At 73.3% G+C, this 15,819-nt stretch carries 17 protein-coding genes; 7 read left to right on the plus strand and 10 right to left on the minus strand.

What is annotated here, in order from left to right; all coding sequences use genetic code 11:
* The first annotated feature begins 2 nt into the window (after positions 1-2).
* Both ACSQ2D_RS01530 and ACSQ2D_RS01535 read left to right on the plus strand, forming a co-directional pair.
* Positions 3-2,330 carry a family 43 glycosylhydrolase gene (locus tag ACSQ2D_RS01530; protein ID WP_435984258.1) on the plus strand — a complete coding sequence of 776 codons (2,328 nt, stop codon included), beginning with the start codon at positions 3-5 and terminating at the stop codon, positions 2,328-2,330.
* Positions 2,331-2,431: 101 nt separating this feature from the next.
* The gene (locus ACSQ2D_RS01535; RefSeq protein WP_435984259.1) at positions 2,432-3,358 is read left to right on the plus strand and encodes a glycoside hydrolase family 43 protein; all 927 of its coding nucleotides are present in this window, start codon (positions 2,432-2,434) and stop codon (positions 3,356-3,358) included.
* 189 nt (positions 3,359-3,547) lie between these two features.
* Here the strand turns inward: ACSQ2D_RS01535 and ACSQ2D_RS01540 are convergent, their stop codons facing one another.
* Together ACSQ2D_RS01540 and ACSQ2D_RS01545 are read right to left on the minus strand one after the other, a co-directional pair.
* Complete coding sequence (locus tag ACSQ2D_RS01540; protein ID WP_435984260.1) at positions 3,548-4,240, minus strand: zf-HC2 domain-containing protein; 693 nt, start codon at positions 4,238-4,240, stop codon at positions 3,548-3,550.
* A complete protein-coding gene (locus ACSQ2D_RS01545) occupies positions 4,237-4,725 on the minus strand; it encodes a sigma-70 family RNA polymerase sigma factor (protein WP_435984261.1) in 489 nt (162 codons plus the stop codon). Before ACSQ2D_RS01545 ends, ACSQ2D_RS01540 begins: the two co-directional genes overlap by 4 nt.
* Before the next feature lie 152 nt (positions 4,726-4,877).
* Between ACSQ2D_RS01545 and ACSQ2D_RS01550 the strand changes: the two genes are divergently transcribed.
* Positions 4,878-5,720, plus strand: coding sequence for a uracil-DNA glycosylase (locus tag ACSQ2D_RS01550; protein ID WP_435984262.1), 843 nt, complete (start codon positions 4,878-4,880; stop codon positions 5,718-5,720).
* Here the strand turns inward: ACSQ2D_RS01550 and ACSQ2D_RS01555 are convergent.
* Positions 5,704-6,687 (minus strand): ArsR family transcriptional regulator, encoded by a 984-nt coding sequence (locus ACSQ2D_RS01555; protein ID WP_435984263.1) that lies wholly within the window; start codon positions 6,685-6,687, stop codon positions 5,704-5,706. The two genes, ACSQ2D_RS01550 and ACSQ2D_RS01555, sit on opposite strands and share 17 nt — an antisense overlap.
* Before the next feature lie 215 nt (positions 6,688-6,902).
* Here ACSQ2D_RS01555 and ACSQ2D_RS01560 point away from each other — a divergent pair, with 215 nt between their 5' ends.
* Positions 6,903-7,484: a M23 family metallopeptidase gene (locus tag ACSQ2D_RS01560; protein WP_435984264.1), complete on the plus strand. Its 582-nt coding sequence runs from the start codon at positions 6,903-6,905 to the stop codon at positions 7,482-7,484.
* Positions 7,485-7,550: 66 nt separating this feature from the next.
* Entirely contained in the window at positions 7,551-7,985 is a 435-nt protein-coding gene (locus tag ACSQ2D_RS01565; RefSeq protein ID WP_435984265.1) for a GNAT family N-acetyltransferase, read from the plus strand.
* A 3-nt stretch (positions 7,986-7,988) separates the two neighbouring features.
* Here ACSQ2D_RS01565 and ACSQ2D_RS01570 read toward each other — a convergent pair whose 3' ends face one another.
* Positions 7,989-8,372, minus strand: a complete 384-nt coding sequence (locus tag ACSQ2D_RS01570; RefSeq protein WP_435984266.1) for a VOC family protein — start codon at positions 8,370-8,372, stop codon at positions 7,989-7,991.
* A 115-nt stretch (positions 8,373-8,487) separates the two neighbouring features.
* On the opposite strand from ACSQ2D_RS01570, the gene ACSQ2D_RS01575 reads away from it, so the two are divergent.
* Positions 8,488-8,811, plus strand: a complete 324-nt coding sequence (locus tag ACSQ2D_RS01575) for a hypothetical protein (protein WP_435984267.1) — start codon at positions 8,488-8,490, stop codon at positions 8,809-8,811.
* Positions 8,812-8,829: 18 nt separating this feature from the next.
* On the opposite strand, the gene ACSQ2D_RS01580 is transcribed toward ACSQ2D_RS01575, so the two are convergent.
* The 6 genes from ACSQ2D_RS01580 to ACSQ2D_RS01605 form a co-directional block, all read right to left on the minus strand.
* Positions 8,830-9,222: a hypothetical protein gene (locus tag ACSQ2D_RS01580; RefSeq protein ID WP_435984268.1), complete on the minus strand. Its 393-nt coding sequence runs from the start codon at positions 9,220-9,222 to the stop codon at positions 8,830-8,832.
* A gap of 72 nt (positions 9,223-9,294) precedes the next feature.
* Positions 9,295-9,747 (minus strand): N-acetyltransferase family protein, encoded by a 453-nt coding sequence (locus ACSQ2D_RS01585; RefSeq protein ID WP_435984269.1) that lies wholly within the window; start codon positions 9,745-9,747, stop codon positions 9,295-9,297.
* 41 nt (positions 9,748-9,788) lie between these two features.
* Complete coding sequence (locus ACSQ2D_RS01590; protein WP_435984270.1) at positions 9,789-10,217, minus strand: N-acetyltransferase family protein; 429 nt, start codon at positions 10,215-10,217, stop codon at positions 9,789-9,791.
* Positions 10,218-10,263: 46 nt separating this feature from the next.
* The gene (locus ACSQ2D_RS01595) at positions 10,264-11,682 is read right to left on the minus strand and encodes a DUF222 domain-containing protein (protein ID WP_435984271.1); all 1,419 of its coding nucleotides are present in this window, start codon (positions 11,680-11,682) and stop codon (positions 10,264-10,266) included.
* 90 nt (positions 11,683-11,772) lie between these two features.
* Positions 11,773-13,548, minus strand: a complete 1,776-nt coding sequence (locus tag ACSQ2D_RS01600; RefSeq protein ID WP_435984272.1) for an ABC transporter ATP-binding protein — start codon at positions 13,546-13,548, stop codon at positions 11,773-11,775.
* Complete coding sequence (locus ACSQ2D_RS01605; RefSeq protein WP_435984273.1) at positions 13,545-15,389, minus strand: ATP-binding cassette domain-containing protein; 1,845 nt, start codon at positions 15,387-15,389, stop codon at positions 13,545-13,547. The genes ACSQ2D_RS01600 and ACSQ2D_RS01605 overlap by 4 nt, the downstream gene beginning before the upstream one ends.
* 82 nt (positions 15,390-15,471) lie before the next feature.
* Here ACSQ2D_RS01605 and ACSQ2D_RS01610 point away from each other — a divergent pair, with 82 nt between their 5' ends.
* Positions 15,472-15,819 carry an META domain-containing protein gene (locus tag ACSQ2D_RS01610; RefSeq protein ID WP_435984274.1) on the plus strand — a complete coding sequence of 116 codons (348 nt, stop codon included), beginning with the start codon at positions 15,472-15,474 and terminating at the stop codon, positions 15,817-15,819.

Here is a 15,819-nt window from a genome sequence, read left to right on the forward strand (position 1 = left end):
GTATGCGTCCCCTGACCTCCGTGAGCGTCCGTGCCCTCCGGCGCGGAACCGCTTGTCTCGCAGCACTCGTCACGGCCGTCGGCGTCAGCGCCGCGGTCCCGGCCGCCGGCGCCTCCGCGTCCGCCGGTCGTATGCCGTCCGCCTCCGTCGTGACGGCATCCGACAACGCCGTCTCCGACTCCTTCTCGGACACGTTCGCCGACCCGTCCGTCATCCGAGGACGCGACGGCTGGTGGTACGCCTACGCGACGTCGGACCCGCTGCGGGCCGGTGACGCGCCGGGCGCCATGCACATGGCCCGCACCCGCGACTGGTCGAGCTGGGAGTACCTCGGCACGGTCTTCGACGCGGGCAACCGTCCCTCGTGGGCGACCCCGACGGCCGGGCTGTGGGCACCCGACATCCGTTACGTGGCAGGGCGTTACGTCCTCTACTTCACCGTCACGGACACGACGCTCAACCCGGGCGACGACTCGGCCATCGGGGTCGCGACGGCTCCCACCCCGGCCGGTCCGTGGACGGCGACAAGCGCCCCGGCCGTGCCGCCGCGGCCCGCACCGGGTGGCGGCTTCCTCTGGACCTTCGACCCCGCGGGCTTCACCGACGCCGACGGGCAGCGCTACCTCTACTTCGGCAGCTACTTCGGCGGGCTCTGGGTGACGCGGGTGTCGCCCGACGGGCTCTCTCCCGTGGGGTCCGCGACCCAGGTGGCGGTCGACAACCGCTACGAGGGCGCGTACGTCGTCCGGCACGGCGACTTCTACTACCTCATGGGCTCGGCCGCGAACTGCTGCGCCGGCCCGACGACGGGCTACTCCGTCTTCGCCGGGCGCTCACGCTCGCCGCTCGGACCGTTCGTCGACGCCGAGGGGACCCCGCTGCTCACGTCTCGCGTCGGTGGCACGACGGTGCTGACGCAGAACGGCAACCGTTTCGTCGGCGCCGGCCACCACGCCGTCGTCACGGATGCCGAGGGACGCGACTTCATCGCGTACCACGCCATCGACCGGACGAACCCGTGGCTCACGACGACCTTCGGCATCAACCGCCGCCCGATGCTCCTCGACCGCCTCGACTGGGTCGACGGCTGGCCACGCACCCGCGCCGGGGCCGGGCCCTCGGACACGCCCCAGCCGGCGCCGACGTTGGCGTCCGGTCTCGGGATCACCCCGACCGACCCGTCGGCGAGCGGCTTCAGGGGGCTCGCCGACGGGCCCGCCGACGCGGTCGCGGGCGACACCGCCCTCGTGCACGGCACGGCGTCGACGACCTCGTCGGCCCCGGCCGGCCCGCTCCACGTCCGTCTCGACCACCGGGGCACCGAGCCGCTCCGTGTCCTGCTCGGTCGCGACCCGGCTGTCAAGATCACCCTCGACCCCAGGTCGCGCCGCCTCACGGCCCAGGTCGAGCGCGACGGCACCGTCCGGTCGTCCACGACGGTCCTTCCCGCGCTCCCCACCGGCGCCTGGCGCACGCTCACCGTGGAGGCGACGGACGACGGCCTCACCGCCGAGGTGACCGAGAGCGACCTCGCCGACGTCACGGCCCGCGTGCGGGTGGCCGGCGACGCGCGTCCCGCCGCGGCGCCGGTGCGCCTCAGCAGCAGCCGCGCCGTCGTCGACAACGTCGTCGTCAACCCGGCCGCCCGCGACGCCACTGCCCTCGTCCCGGTCCCGGTGGCAGGGGCGCTGCTGGAGGCCGAGGAGTTCGACGACCCGAGCCTCGCCGGCTTCACGTGGGTGCGACGCAACGCGGCGGTCACCGTCTCGGGCGGCAGCCTGCGCTGGCCGGTCGAGGGGTCCGACCTCGTCGGCGGCGGCAACACCGCGAGCGTCCTGCTCCATGACACCCCCGGCGACGGCGACTGGATCGCCGAGGCGAGGACGACGCTCGACCTCGGGGTCGACACCGTGCGCAACTACCAGCAGGTCGGCCTCGTCGCCTACGAGGACGACGACGACTTCGCGCGCCTCTCGAACGTCGCGATCTGGAACACGCGCCAGACCGAGTTCGGCCGTGAGACCGCAGCCGACCCGGGCGCCCCTGACGGCCCGACGAGCTACGGCGGCGCCATCATCGGCACCTCCGCCCCGACCCTGTGGCTGCGGCTCGCGCACCACCGGAACGCCGACGGCGAGCACCTCTACCGGGCCGGCACGAGCCGCGACGGCGTGCACTGGACGTGGGGCGCGACGTGGACCTTCCGCGCCGGCACCCACCCGCGCATCGGGCTCGTCGCCCACGGCGGTGCGTCCCCGGCCGTGACCGCCGAGGTCGACCACCTGCGCTTCTACGCGTCGAGCTGGCCGGCCGACCCGGGCGCCGGATGACCGCCCGCGGCAGGATCGTCCTCACTCTCGTCGCGGTCGCCGCGACCGTCCTCACCGGCGCCTGCCAGGCGTCCGGCCCCGACAGCACGACAGGAGACCGCGTGACGACCCCCGCGACGCAGTCCGCACCGGCCGCGACGAACCCGGTCTGGCCGAGCAACTTCCCCGACCCGCAGATCCTCCCGGACGGCGACGGCTGGGTGGCCATCGCCACGAACGGCAACGGGATGAACGTCCAGACGCTCGTCAGCGACGACCTCGCCACGTGGACGCAGGGCAGCGACGCCCTGCCCGAGCTGGCGTCGTGGACGACGCCCGGCAAGGTCTGGGCGCCCGAGGCGCACCGCTTCGGCGACCGGTGGGTCATGTACTACACGACGATGGCCCCCGACCCGGCCATCCAGTGCATCGGCGTCGCGGTCGCCGACGACCCCAAGGGCCCGTACCGCGACACGAGCAGCAAGCCCCTCGTCTGCGAGCAGGAGCAGGGTGGCTCCATCGACGCGTCACCGTTCGTCGCGAAGGACAGGACGGCATACCTCTACTGGAAGAACGACGGCAACGCCGTCGGCATGGACACGTGGATCTCGGTCCAGCGCCTGTCGGCCGACGGCCTGCGGCTCGAGGGCGAGCCGAAACGCCTGGTCCGACAGGACCTCCCGTGGGAGGGGCAGCTCGTCGAGGCGCCGTTCGTCTGGGAGCGGGACGGCGTCTTCCACCTCTTCTACTCGGCCAACGACTACGGCAGCGACCGGTATGCCGTGGGCCACGCCACCGCGTCGTCGCCGACCGGACCGTTCACGAAGGACCCCGAGCCGGTGCTGACGAGCACCGACGTCGCGGCCGGCCCGGGTCACTGCGCACTGCTCGAGAAGGACGGGCGCGTGCTCATGGTCTACCACGCGTGGGCGCCCGACTCGATCGGCTCGGAGGTGCCCGGGCGGACCATGTGGCTCAGCGAGGTCACCTTCGACGGGGCCGAGGTCTCCGTCACGCCGCCGGCCACGCAGCTGCCGTCCGGGTTGTGAGGACTGCGGTGTATCACCCCCTGCCGGTGCGGCTCTGAGTGTCAGGGGAAACGGTGCGGGGCAGGGGGGCTGCCCCGCACCACACCCCGAATCGCTTGGGCGGCTGGCCCGTTGAGGTACGTTAACCGCCATCAGGGCCCGGGATCGCAGACCTGATCAGTCGCGAGCCGGGCCCTCAGGCGTGCGCCGTCAGGTGCGGGCGGCGGCGAGCACCTCGCCGGTGCCGGTGCGCACCTCGAGAGCCTGGATCTCGTTGGGGCGCAGCGCCGTCGCCCCGGTCACGCGGGAGTAGCCGGCGGGCGTGGCGCGCCACGAGGCGGCCGTCGTCGCCTTGCCGCTCCGGTCGATGACCCAGAGGGCGAGCTCGCCATCGGTCGGCATGTCCTCGCAGTCGATGTCGAGCTGCGTGCCCCAGCCACGCGTCACGAGGGCGATGTCGATCCGGACCTGGCTGCCCGCGACGGCGGCCGCGGCGACGTGCGTCGTCGGCAGCGTCGGGGTGGCCGGAGACAGCAGCTGCGGACCGAGCCACGCGCCGCCGGCGAAGATGACGACCGCGGCCGCGGCGGCCACGACGGAGAGCCACGCCCGCCGGCGGCGGCGTCGTCGACCGACCTCGTCGAGCAGGGTGACGAGGTGCTCGTCGTCGTGGTCGGTCAGCAGCGGCGCGGGCACGGCGACGGGCTCGTCGCTGAGGTGCGGGCCGCCCTCGGGACCGGCGAGGTCGAGCAGGCGCGGCAGCCCCGAGACCTGGCCGAGCTCCGTCTGGCACTGCCGGCACGAGCGCAGGTGCTCGCTGAAGGCGCGGTGGTCGTCGTCGGACAGGCCCCCGAGCACGTACGCGCCGAGCAGCACGTGCAGGTCGTCCGATCCGGTGGTCATCTCGTCACTCCCATCTCGTCGAGGATGACGCGCAGGTTGCGCACGGCGTAGTAGGCACGCGACTTGACGGTGCCCTCGGGCACGCCGACCCGAGCGGAGGTCTCGGCGACGGTCAGGCGCTCGAAGTAGAGGTAGCGCACGATCTCACGGTGGTTGGTCTGGAGGCGGCCGAGGGCCTCCTCGACGAGCACCTGGTCGAGGGCGCGGTCGAGCGCGGAGTCCGACTCGGCCACGTCGACGAGCTGGGCCTGCTGGGGGCGACGGCCGGCGGCGCGGTGCTGGTCGACGATGAGGTGGCGGGCCGTGGTGATGAGGTAGGCGCGCAGGTTGTCGGCCTGCGGCGCCTGCTTCCAGACGCGGAGGATGACCTCCTGGACGATGTCGTCGACCCGGTTCGCGTCGCTCGTCGCACGCCAGACGACGCGTCGCAGCATCGGCCCGTGCTCGCGGTAGATCTCAGCGACCGCCTCGTCGTCGAGCGGCATCCCGCAGCCACCTCCTCACTCGTGCTCCCGCGTCCAGAGACGCCTGCGTGGCCCGTCCGGTTCAGCGTGCCGACCCCGGAACCGTCTCACGCCCGTGTGCCGTCCCGCCTCATGCCGAGGCATCCCGAGGCATCCCGGCCTAGCGTGGGGCCATGTGTCCCGTCGACCTGCCGAACCCGGCCCAGCACCCCGTCACCGGCGGGCTCTTCCTGTCGCCCGTGCCCGCGGGCTCCGGCTGGCCGGGTGACCCGGCGACGTCCGAGACGCCGGTCGCGGCCACGGCGGCGCAGGTGCGCCGGCTCGCGAAGGGAGCAGACGGCATACGCGAGCTCGATGCGCGCGTCAGCGTGTGCCGCGCCTGCCCGCGTCTCGTCGGGTGGCGCGAGTCGGTGGCGACGGAGGGACGCCGCGCGGCGTTCGCCGACCAGCCGTACTGGGGGCGACCCGGCCCGTCGTTCGGCGACCCGGACGCGGAGGTGCTCGTCGTCGGTCTGGCCCCGGCGGCCAACGGCACCAACCGGACCGGCCGGATGTTCACCGGTGACCGCTCCGGCGACTGGCTGTATGCCGCCCTCCACCGGGGTGGGTACGCGAGCCAGCCGACGTCGGTGGCCTCGGGCGACGGGCTCGTGCTGACGGGGCTGCGGATCGTCGCCGCCGTCCGGTGCGCCCCACCCGCCAACAAGCCCACGACCGAGGAGAAGGCGACGTGTGCGGCGTGGCTCGACCGGGACCTCGAGCTGTCGGAGCCGCGCCTGCGCTCGATGCTCGCCCTCGGGTCGATCGCCTGGGACGCCGCGCTCGGGGCGGCCCGCCGCCGCGGCTGGGACGTGCCGCGGCCCAAGCCGAGGTTCGGCCACGGCGCCGAGGCAGTGCTGACGACCGACACGGGACGGCAGGTGCGGCTCGTCGGCAGCTACCACGTGAGCCAGCAGAACACCTTCACAGGCAAGCTCACCGAGGCGATGCTCGACGACGTCATCGCGCGCCTCTGAGCGGGGACTCGTCGTCGTGCTCGTCAGGGCACATCAGCGCCCGCCCCGACGCGGTGACGGAGTAGAGGACCGACTTGCCCGCCCGGGCGCCGCGCACGAGGCCGGCTCTCTCCAGGTCGTGGAGCTGCTGGTTGACCGCCGACACCGTCTTGCCGAGGACGGCCGCGAGCTCCGTGGTCGTGCGGGGCTCCGCGAGCGACGTCATGAGGTCGGTCCGGGCCCGGCCCAGCAGTGCCGCGGCGTTGACGGGGGAGACGGGCCGGACCTCCTGCCGCTGACCGCGTGCCGGGTAGATGACCATCGGTGGGGCGGCGTCGCTGTGGGGGTGCGAGGCGGCGAGCGTGAAGAGCGACGGCACGAAGACGAGCCGCCGGCCGCCCAGCGGCGCGGTGTACGACGGGCCCACGCGGCTGCGGGCGCTGAGGGCGGCCTCGTCGACCGTGATGCTCGGGTGCAGCTCGGACAGTGCGTGCAGCAGCCCGAAGCCGGCGGCCCGCGACGCGCGGTGCCGGACGTCCGCCTCGAGGATGCTGCGATGGCTCGTCCAGAAGGCGGCGAACGCGCAGGCCCAGTAGGCCTCGAGGGCGTCGAGGACCCGAGAGCGCACCACGGTCGACGTTCCCCGCACCGCCTTCGGGACCTCGCTCGGCCAGAGCCGCTCCAGGTCGCCCATGAGGATCTCGGCGGGGGCCACCGCGAGGGCGGTCAGCTCGGCGGCGAGACGCGGTGACGGCGACTCCGGTCTCGGGTTGATGACGTCGGGCGTCGAGAACTCGTCGTTGACGAGCGCGAGAAGGGTCTCGCGGTGCCCTCGCGACTCCGGCATCACGAGGAAGGACTCGGCGACCCGGGAGGCGTAGGCCCCCGGGGCGCGCAGGCTGCGCAGCGACAGGCACATCTCGTTGAGCGGTGAGATGCCGAACCGGCACGTCGCCACGTCCATGGGCGTCATCTCGTAGCGCAGCACGCGACCGCTCCTTGCTGATGGCGACGTTCAGTCAGGGGCCGCTCCCACCGTCGCACGGGGGCGCCGGCCCTGCCACCGGAGCCGGGTGGGTCGCATCGTTCAAGCCCAGCACTTGAAGGATTGCCGCTGCCCGGGGCGCTGGCTGGACTGGGGATCGCACGGCCGCGGGCACCGCCCGCACCGTGACAGCCCACCCATCGGAAGGAACGCGACACATGTTCGGAACCACGGCCCTCGTCGGTACGGGGCAGAAGAAGAAGGCGCTGGCCCGCAGGCTCGGCGTCCTGGCGAGTGCCGTCGCGCTCGCCGCCACGACGGCCTTCGCCGGCGCGGCGCCGGCCACGGCGGCCGGCTACTTCGAGGCCCCCTACCCGGCGGGGGAGAGCTACCAGGTCAGCCAGGGCAACGGCGGCGGCTACTCGCACACCGACGCCTACAACCGCTACGCGTGGGACCTCGCCCTGCCGGCCAACTACGAGGTGTCGGCCACCCAGGGCGGCACGATCGTCATCTCGAACTGGTCGCCCTACTGGCAGAACGGCATCGAGGTCATCATCCGTCACCCCAACGGGCAGTGCACGCAGTACGCCCACCTCAACCGCTCGTTCTACGAGCCCGGCAACTGGGTGCCGCAGGGACGGATCATCGGCTGGTCCGGCAGCACCGGTGCGGCGTCCGCGCCGCACCTGCACTACTCCGTCATCGACTGCAACACGCGCGTGTCGCTGCCCTCGACCATCGAGGGCTACGTGCCCGCCACAGGGACGTGGGTGAGGAGCTCGAACACCCGGGCCTGAGCCGAGTCGAGGGGGCGCGTCGTGGAGGGCGCGCCCCCTCGGTGCGGCGTGGCAGGATCTGCCGTCGTGACTGAGGCAACGAGCTACCGGTCCGTCGTCGGTGACGCCGATGCGACCCTCGACCAGCGGCTCTCCGACGAGCTCGACGTCGTCAACGCCGCGGCGACCGCGGGCACGCCGGCGGCGCGCGAGCTGACGGTCCGCGTCGACGACGCGTCGGGCGAGCTGGCGGCCGGCGTCAGCGGCTGGACCTGGGGTGTCGCCGCCGGGATCGGCATGACCTGGGTGCGTGAGGACGTGCGCGGGACGGGGCTCGGCGAGCGGCTGCTGGCCGACTTCGAGTCCGAGGCGCGTTCGCGGGGCTGCACCCACGTCTTCGTCACGTCGTTCACGTTCCAGGCGCCCGGCTTCTACGAGAAGCAGGGCTACCGCGAGATCTTCCGCTGGGAGGGTGTGCCGACGGCCGATGCCGCCGACGTGCACTTCCGCAAGGAGCTCTGACCGTCAGGCGACGCAGAACTCGTTGCCCTCGGGGTCGAGCATGACGACGTGCCCGAGGGCGTCGCCGTAGCTCTCCTCGCGCACGACGGTCGCGCCGAGCGCGACGAGCTCGGGGACCCTGGCGCGGATCAGCCGCTCACGCTCGGCGAGGTCCCACGGGCCCTCGCCCGCGACCCGGATGTCGATGTGGAGCCTGTTCTTGGCCGACTTCGGCTCGGGCACCCGCAGCCAGCCGATCGCGGGGCCCCGGCCCTCGGGGTCGATGATCGAGGCGCCGTCGGGGTCGTCGTAGCCGGGCTCGGCGACGTAGCCGAGCGCCGCCGCCCAGAACGCCGCGAGCCGGTGCGGGTCTGCGGCGTCGCAGCCGAGGGTCCAGTGAGTGGCCATGTCGACACCGTAGGGGCCGATCCGGACGTTCGGCGTCCTCGACGCGGACGGGGACCCGGCCACGCTGAGTAGGGGCGCCGATGCGGGCCGGGCGGTCGTGGGCGAGGGTGGGGGCGTGGAGCCACGCAGCGTTCGCCCGTACATCATCGCGCTCGGCCTGCTCTGGATCGTCCCGGCCGTCCTCGTGCTCGTGCTGCACCTGACGCTCCCGGACTACAACGCCTCGGGGCAGTGCACCGGTCTCGGCTTCGGCTGCACCCCGGCTCCCGCGGACGCCGTGCTCTTCCTCGGCTACCTCGCGGCGCTGCCCCTCTTCCTCCTCGGCATGGTGGCCTGCCTCGTCATCGCCGTCGTCCGCGCGCGCCGCGACCGACGCGCTGCCGACCGCGACGAGATCGAGACGCCGGACAGCCGCGAGGACGGCAACCCCGAGCGCTGACCAGCCGGAGCCCCGGCGTCAGAGGCCGGCGAGCGGAAGCAAGGGGTCGACGCCGAGGACGGCGAGCATCCCGGTCGTGGCCACCACCCCGGTGACCAGGGCGATCGGCAGGGCCGCCAGCACCGGCGGCCACGTGGCCGCTCGGGTCCGCAAGGCGAGTCGCGACAGGCCCAGCGCACCGAAGACGTTGGTGCCGACGCCGATCGCCAGCGCCTGCTCGTAGCGGTCGAGCTCCGGGTGGTCGATGGAGCCGACCTCGAGCACGTAGGTGAAGCCGTAGGTCAGGGAGTGCATGACGAGCAGCGCGAACGCCAGACCGGCCAGGAACACCGTCGTCAGGGCGCCGATGGCCAGCGACCACCACGGCAGGCTGAGTCCCCACCGACTCTCCTCCGGCTCTGTCGCGTCCATGCTCGCCATCCTCGCGACTCCTCGCCGTGCACCGCGTCCGTATGCGTACTCGACCGGGGCCGTCGGGCGCGGTCAGAGGGGGCGGGCGTAGCCGAGGAGCTCGGGGTTGGGCGCGAACGAGCTCCTGCTGCGCTCGCCGGTCGGCTCCCACCCCTGCTTCTCGTAGAAGCGGCGACCGCGACCGTTGCCCGTGAAGACGCGCAGCCGCGCGCGTCTGATGCCGCGCCCACGCATCTGGTCGAGCACGTCGTCGTGCGCGAGCGTCGCCAGACCGCTGCCCCAGTGGTCGACGTCGATGCCGAAGTGCAGGAACTCGTCACCACGGGTGGCGGCGAAGCCCGCGACGGCGTCGGCGCTCACGACCACGAAGCAGTCGGTCCCGGGGAGGCCGATCTCGCGGATCCACCGTTCCGCGATCGCCTCTCTCGGGAACGGGTGCTCGTCCTGCGGGAAGACGGCAGCCAGCCCGAGGATCGCCCCCGGCTCCTGGACCTCGATGACCGCCGGAACGTCCGCCGCAGTCATGCGCCTGAGAACGCAGGCCGGGTCGCGCACGACCATCGTCCTCATGGCCGGACGAAGACGCCCATCCGGCCTGCAGGCCGGAAGCCGTTGGCCTCGTAGAAGGCTGACGCGTCACTGTCCCGTGCCGTCAGCAGGTACCAGTGGCGCGCCGGCCCGAGCCGGTCGGACAGTGCCTCGAGCAGCTGCGTGCCACGACCCTGCCTGCGACTGGCCTCGCGGACGCACATCTCCTTGAGGAGGAAGTGATCGTCGGGCCCGGAACGCTCGAGATGACCGATCGCGAACCCGTCCATGGTCCCCTCGGCGGAGGTCAGGCAGACTCCGTGCGCGCGGGGGGTGGCGAGGAAGTCGCCGATCCTCTGGAGGGCGTCCTCGACCAGCCAGGTCTCGTTCCATGGCGGGGCCGTGAACGTCTCGACGTAGAGCGCCGCACACGCCTCGAGGTCGTCATCGGTCAGTGTCCTGATCATGCGCTGCAGGATGCCACGCGGCCGGGTCCGGAGCCGGTCCGGCTGCTCAGGTCGGGGTGAAGTCGACGAGGTGCAGGTGCAGGGTGCCACCGGAGGGCGCGGGATAGCGGCGGCCGAGTCTGGCTGGTGGTCTGGATCGGTCCGGCTGGTTCGGGTCCTGGTCTGGGTGGGGGTCGGGGGCTGGGACCAGGTGCGGTGGTGGTGGTTGGTGGGGTGGGCCGATGAGTAGTCCGGTGTCGGTGTGGAAGGTGAGGCCGTCGGGTCGGGTGGGGTCGCCGGTGATGGTGAACTCGCCGCGGTGGTGTCCGTCGTGGTGGGGGGTGCAGACGCCGAGGAGGTTGGTGTCGTCGGTGGGGCCGCCGTCGCGCCAGTGGATGAGGTGGTGGATCTCGAGGTTGCGGGTGGAGCCGCAGCCGGGGAAGCGGCAGCCGCGGTCGCGGTCCAGGACCAGGACGCGGGTGCGGTGCGGGACGACGCGTTGGGTGCGGCCGACGTTGACGGGGTGTCCGTCGGTCTGCCAGACGGGGGTCAGGGTCCCGTCGCAGGTGAGCTGGTCGGTGATGTGCTGGGGCAGGCGGGGGCGGCCGGTGAGCCAGGCGCCGTCGGTGTCGAGGTGGACCTGGACCCGGTACCGGGCCCGCCGAGCGGCCCCACCCGAGCCGCCGGAGGAGCCGGAGGTTCCGTCGCGTGTCGTGGTGGCGGCGTCGAGGGAGCGGGTGGCGAGCACGATGAGGGCGTCGGCCCAGGTGACGCGGGGCCGGCCGCCGCTGGTGCAGGACTGGTCGGGGTGCAGCACGTCCCCGTTCAGGGCCCGCTTCTGCTCGTCGGTCCAACCCTCGGGTGCGAGGGTGTGGAAGAGGTGGTCCTTGGCCTCCGCAAGGGCCGCTTCGACGAGCGCGCCGACCTCGGCGGGTGCGTCGTAGCGCAGCCGGAACCGCCCGTCGGCGTCGAGGCCCATGCTCAGGTGCGCCGGCTCGACCGGCTCCACCCGTGGCGGATCCAGGGTCGCGTCCCGCTCACCAGGCAGGCCGCGGCCGCGGTCGTCGACGCTGTCGGGTTGGAGGGTGAAGTCGTACCGGGTGACCGTGCGCTGCAGCTGGGTGACCGTCGCGTGCTGCGCGAACTCCGCCACGGTGGTGTCGAACGCGGCCGGGGTGTGCCGGGCCACGACCGCGGCCTGGTCCAGGCTGATCCGCCCCTGGCGCAACGCGGCGGAGGTCGCGGGCAGCTCCTGCGCCCGCCGGGCCAGGAGGACCACCGCGGACGCCTGGCCCCGCGACAGCCCGGCGCGCAGCATCAGCCAGTGCTCGGGTGACCGCAGGCCCGCGGCCTGCCAGGACCCGTCGGTCAGGACGGCCGCGACGAAGTCGACGAGCCGGGCGTGCGCGTCGTGCAGGTCGGCGGCCAGGGACGCGACGTGGTCCCAGTCCTGCTCGATCTGCTGCGCGCTCCGGCTCTGCTCCATACCCCCAATCGTACAGGTGTTCGAATGACGCGACAAGAGCTGTCCACACCGAATCCATTGCAGCACAGACGATCTCGCATCATCCGCCCCTCAGCGATACGACCGAGCCTGCAGCTCGAAGAGCTCGGCATAGGCGCCGCCGGCGGCCATCAGCTCCTCGTGCGTGCCCTCCTCCGCGACGCGTCCCTCGACGAGGTGGACGACCCGGTCGGCTGCCCGGACCGTCGACATCCGGTGGCTCACGATGACGGTGATCCCACCGGTGAGCCGACTCGCCTCTCGCGCACGCTCGAGGTAGCCGCCGAGGATCGCGTCCTCGGCCTGGGCGTCGAGGGCCGATGACGGCTCGTCGAGCAGCATGACCAACGGCCCGTCCCGGAGCATCCCCCGGGCGATCGCCAGTCGCTGCCACTGACCGCCGGACAGCTCCGTGCCGCCGGCGAACTGCCGCCCCAGCTGCGTGTCGCGCCCGCCCGGGAGACCGTCCACGAGTCCCGTCGCGTCGGCGCGGTCGAGGGCCGCGGCCACGCGATCGTCCGACGCGCCGGCCAGGTCGCCCATCGCCACGGCCTCGCGCAGCAGCACGTGCGGGGTCGCGTGGTCCTGGAAGACGGCGCCGAGCCGCGCCTGCCAGTCCGCGTGCGGGATGTCGCTCAGGGGTCGGCCGTCGACGAGGATCGAGCCGGCCGTCGGGTCGTGCAACCGGGCGAGCAGCGAGACGAGCGTCGACTTGCCCGCACCGTTCTCACCGACGAGTGCGACGGTCGTGCCGCGCTCCAGCGTGAGGTCGATCCCCGAAAGGCTCGGCTCGGACGCGCCCGGATAGGTGAACGACACGCCCCGCAGCTCGAGTCCGCGGACCAGCACGGCGGGCGCCGAGCCGGACGGCGTGACGAAACCCGCCGCATACTGCTCCACCTCGTCGAGGCGCGCGACGTGCTGGGAGGTCTGGACGGCATAGACGGCGATCTGTTGGAGCGTCCCGACCATGTCCTCGACCTGGGGCACGAGCAGCACGAGCACGACGAGTGACCCGACGCCGACCGACCCGCCGCGCACGAGCCCGAACACCGCCAGCAGGGCGGCCGCGAGCGCGGCGATCCACGCGAGCCGGGAGAGCACCGCGAGCGTACGCGTGCGGCGGGCCGCCGCTGCCACCGCCGCGAGCCGCACGTCGAGTGCCGCTCCCTGCGCCTCCAGCAGCGTCGCGGGTGCGCCGCTGCAGCGCACCTCGATGCCGGTCGCCGGGTCGCGCGCGATGTCGAGGAGACGGTCGGCGACCCGGATGGCCTGGGCGTTCTCGCGCTCGGCGTCGACGCGCGCGCGGATGGCGCGACCCGATGCCCACGCCGGGAGGAGCGCCGCCGGGATGAGCAGGGTCAGCCACCAGGCGACCGAGGCGAGGACCCCGGACAGCGCCACGGTCCCGACGAGGGCCGCGAGGTTCGTGGACAGCCGGATGCCGGCGTTGCCGAGCTGCCGGGCGTGCTGGCGCACGAGCGCGACGCGGTCGGCCATCTCCGGCATCTCGTGGTGGGCGACCGTCGGGATGCGGGCGATGACACGGAGGACGTGGTGGTGGGCGTAGCGCTCCCCGAGGTCGTCGACGAAGAACCAGACGAGCGGCCACGAGACCGACTGCAGCACGGCGACGACGATGCCCGCCCCGACGAGCCACAGCCCGCTCGTCACGCCGGCGGCGTCACCCGCTCCGAGGCCGTCGACGATCCGTCCGACCCCCAGCGTGGCGAGTGGTGCGAGCACGGCGGCCGCGAGGGAGATGACGAAACCGACCGTCGCGAGCCACGGGGCCGCGGCCAGACCGAGCACCAGCCACAGGCGCACCCGCCGCACCAGGGTCCTCATCGCCCCTCCCCGGCGAGCAGGCGCGACGACTGCAGTGAGAAGAGCCGAGCGTAGGTGCGGCCCGCGACCATGAGCTCGTCGTGCGACCCGTCCTCGGTGATGCGTCCGCCCTCCAGCACGACGATGCGCGGGATGGGCCGAAGCACCGAGAAGCGGTGCGACACCACGAGCGACGTGATGCCGGAGGCCAGCCCGAGCTGGCGCTCGACGAGGTGCGCCTCGGACCGGGCGTCGAGAGCGGCAGCGGGCTCGTCGAGCACCATCATGCCCGCGCCGCGCGTGAGCCCGAACGTCGCTCGAGCCAGGGCGATTCGCTGCCACTGGCCGCCGCTGACGCCCTGGCCGCCCGGGTAGGTCGGGTCGAGCACGGTCTCCCACCCGGCGGTGAGGTCGCCGATGACGGCCGCAGCGCCCGAGCGCGCCGCAGTCACGTCGAGGTCCGCCTGGTCGGACTCCCTCCAGCGTCGTCCGGCCCCCAGCGTGACGTTGTCGCGCGCGCTCAGCGGGTAGCGACAGAACTCCTGTGTCAGCACGGCGACCCGACGCTGCCAGCGGGTCACCTCCGCGTCGGACATCGTCGCGAGGTCGACACCGTCGACGACGACGCGTCCGCGGTCCGGTCGCAGGGTCCCGGTCAGGAGCCGGATGAGGGTCGACTTGCCCGCGCCGTTGACGCCGACGAGGCCGACGTTCTCGCCCGCCTCGAGGCGGAGCGAGAGGCCGTCGAGCACGGGGACGTCGCGGCCGGCATACGCGAAGGTGACCTCGTGCAGCTCGACGGTCGGCGGTCGCCCGTGACCGCCGCGGTCACCACCGAGGGCGTATGCCGCCCGCCCGCCCCGTGTGGCCGCCGAACCGTCCGGGGGAGTGGGGGACTCAGGCATCGGCCGACCGTAGAGGCGCTCGGTCTCCTCGAAGTCCGCGAGGACCGCCGCGCCCCGGACGAAGAGCGGCAGGCCGCCGATCTCGGCCTGCGCGAGCAGCAGGACGAGCGGGATAGCGGTCGCGACCGCGCCGACGTCGAACTGCCCGTCGAGGGCGCCGTGCACGACGTGGACGAGGACGCCGACGGCGATCGCAGCCCGACCGCCGTCGAGCGCCAGGGTCCAGACCGAGTTGTGGATGCGCTTGCGCCAGAACGGCTTCCACGACAGCTCCATCCGCTGCCAGTAGCGGTCCCCGAGCCAGTCGGCGAGTCCGAAGACCCGCACCTCCTTCGGGGCGAGCCCGGTGGCCAGGCCGAACGCGTAGTCCGCGTGGCGCTGGTGCTCCGTGGCCCCGACCCACTGGTCGAGCTCCCGGCGCATGAGGATCGCCCGCACCACCGCCACCGCGAGCGCCGCACCGGCGAGGAGCAGGGCGCTCGGCCCGCCGACGACGGCGCCGACCGACAGCGTCGCGCCGACGAGGGTGAGGACGCCCGTGACGGCCATGCCGCCCTGCATGAGGCCCTGGTTGATCTCCCAGAGGCGCGACCGCACCCGCTGGGCACGGTCGAGGAAGTCGGGGTCCTCGAGGTGCTCGATCCGGACGGGGGCGACGAAGAGACGGGCCAGCCGGCCGAGCACGTCCTTCTCGGTGCGCAGGCTGAGGTCCTGGAAGACCGGCTCCTGCGCGCCGGAGATGACGACCTGTGCAGCGAGCACCGCGACGAGACCACCGAACTCGAGCCCGATGGTGCCCGTCGGACCGCCCGCCGCAGCCGCAGGGAGGTTGGCGACGAGCCCGCCGACGAGCCAGGGCACCCCGACGGCGACGGCAGAGACGAAGAGCGCGTTGACCGCGACGAGCACCACGCCGAGCGGGTGCACGTGGAGCTGGTGGCGCACGAGTCCGAGCACGGTCTCCCCTGTCGTCGTGGACGCTGACTCGTCTCCGGTCTACCCGACCCCACCCACAGGCGCATCCGGTTAACGTGGGCGCATGGCTGACAACGCGGTCGCGGGCACGTCGTGGGTGGTCCAGGAGCTCGGCGGCACGGTCACGTCCGAACCGAAGCCCGAGCTGGCGTTCGGCGACGACGGCCGGCTCACCGGCACGACCGGCGTCAACCGGGTCATGGGGCGCTACGAGGTGGTCGAGGGGCTGCTCACCGTCGCCGATGCCGCGACGACCCGCATGGCAGGCCCGCCCGAGGCGATGGAGCAGGAGCAGCGGCTGCTCGCCCTCCTCGACGAGCCCCGGGCCTTCGTCGTGACGGGCGACCGGCTCGAGGTCGGCGACGGCGAGACCCTCGCCCTGCTCGTGCGGCCGAGCGCCCAGCCCTCCTGA

The sequence above is a fragment of the Terrabacter sp. LjRoot27 genome, assembly GCF_964254175.1.
Taxonomy (GTDB): domain Bacteria; phylum Actinomycetota; class Actinomycetes; order Actinomycetales; family Dermatophilaceae; genus Terrabacter.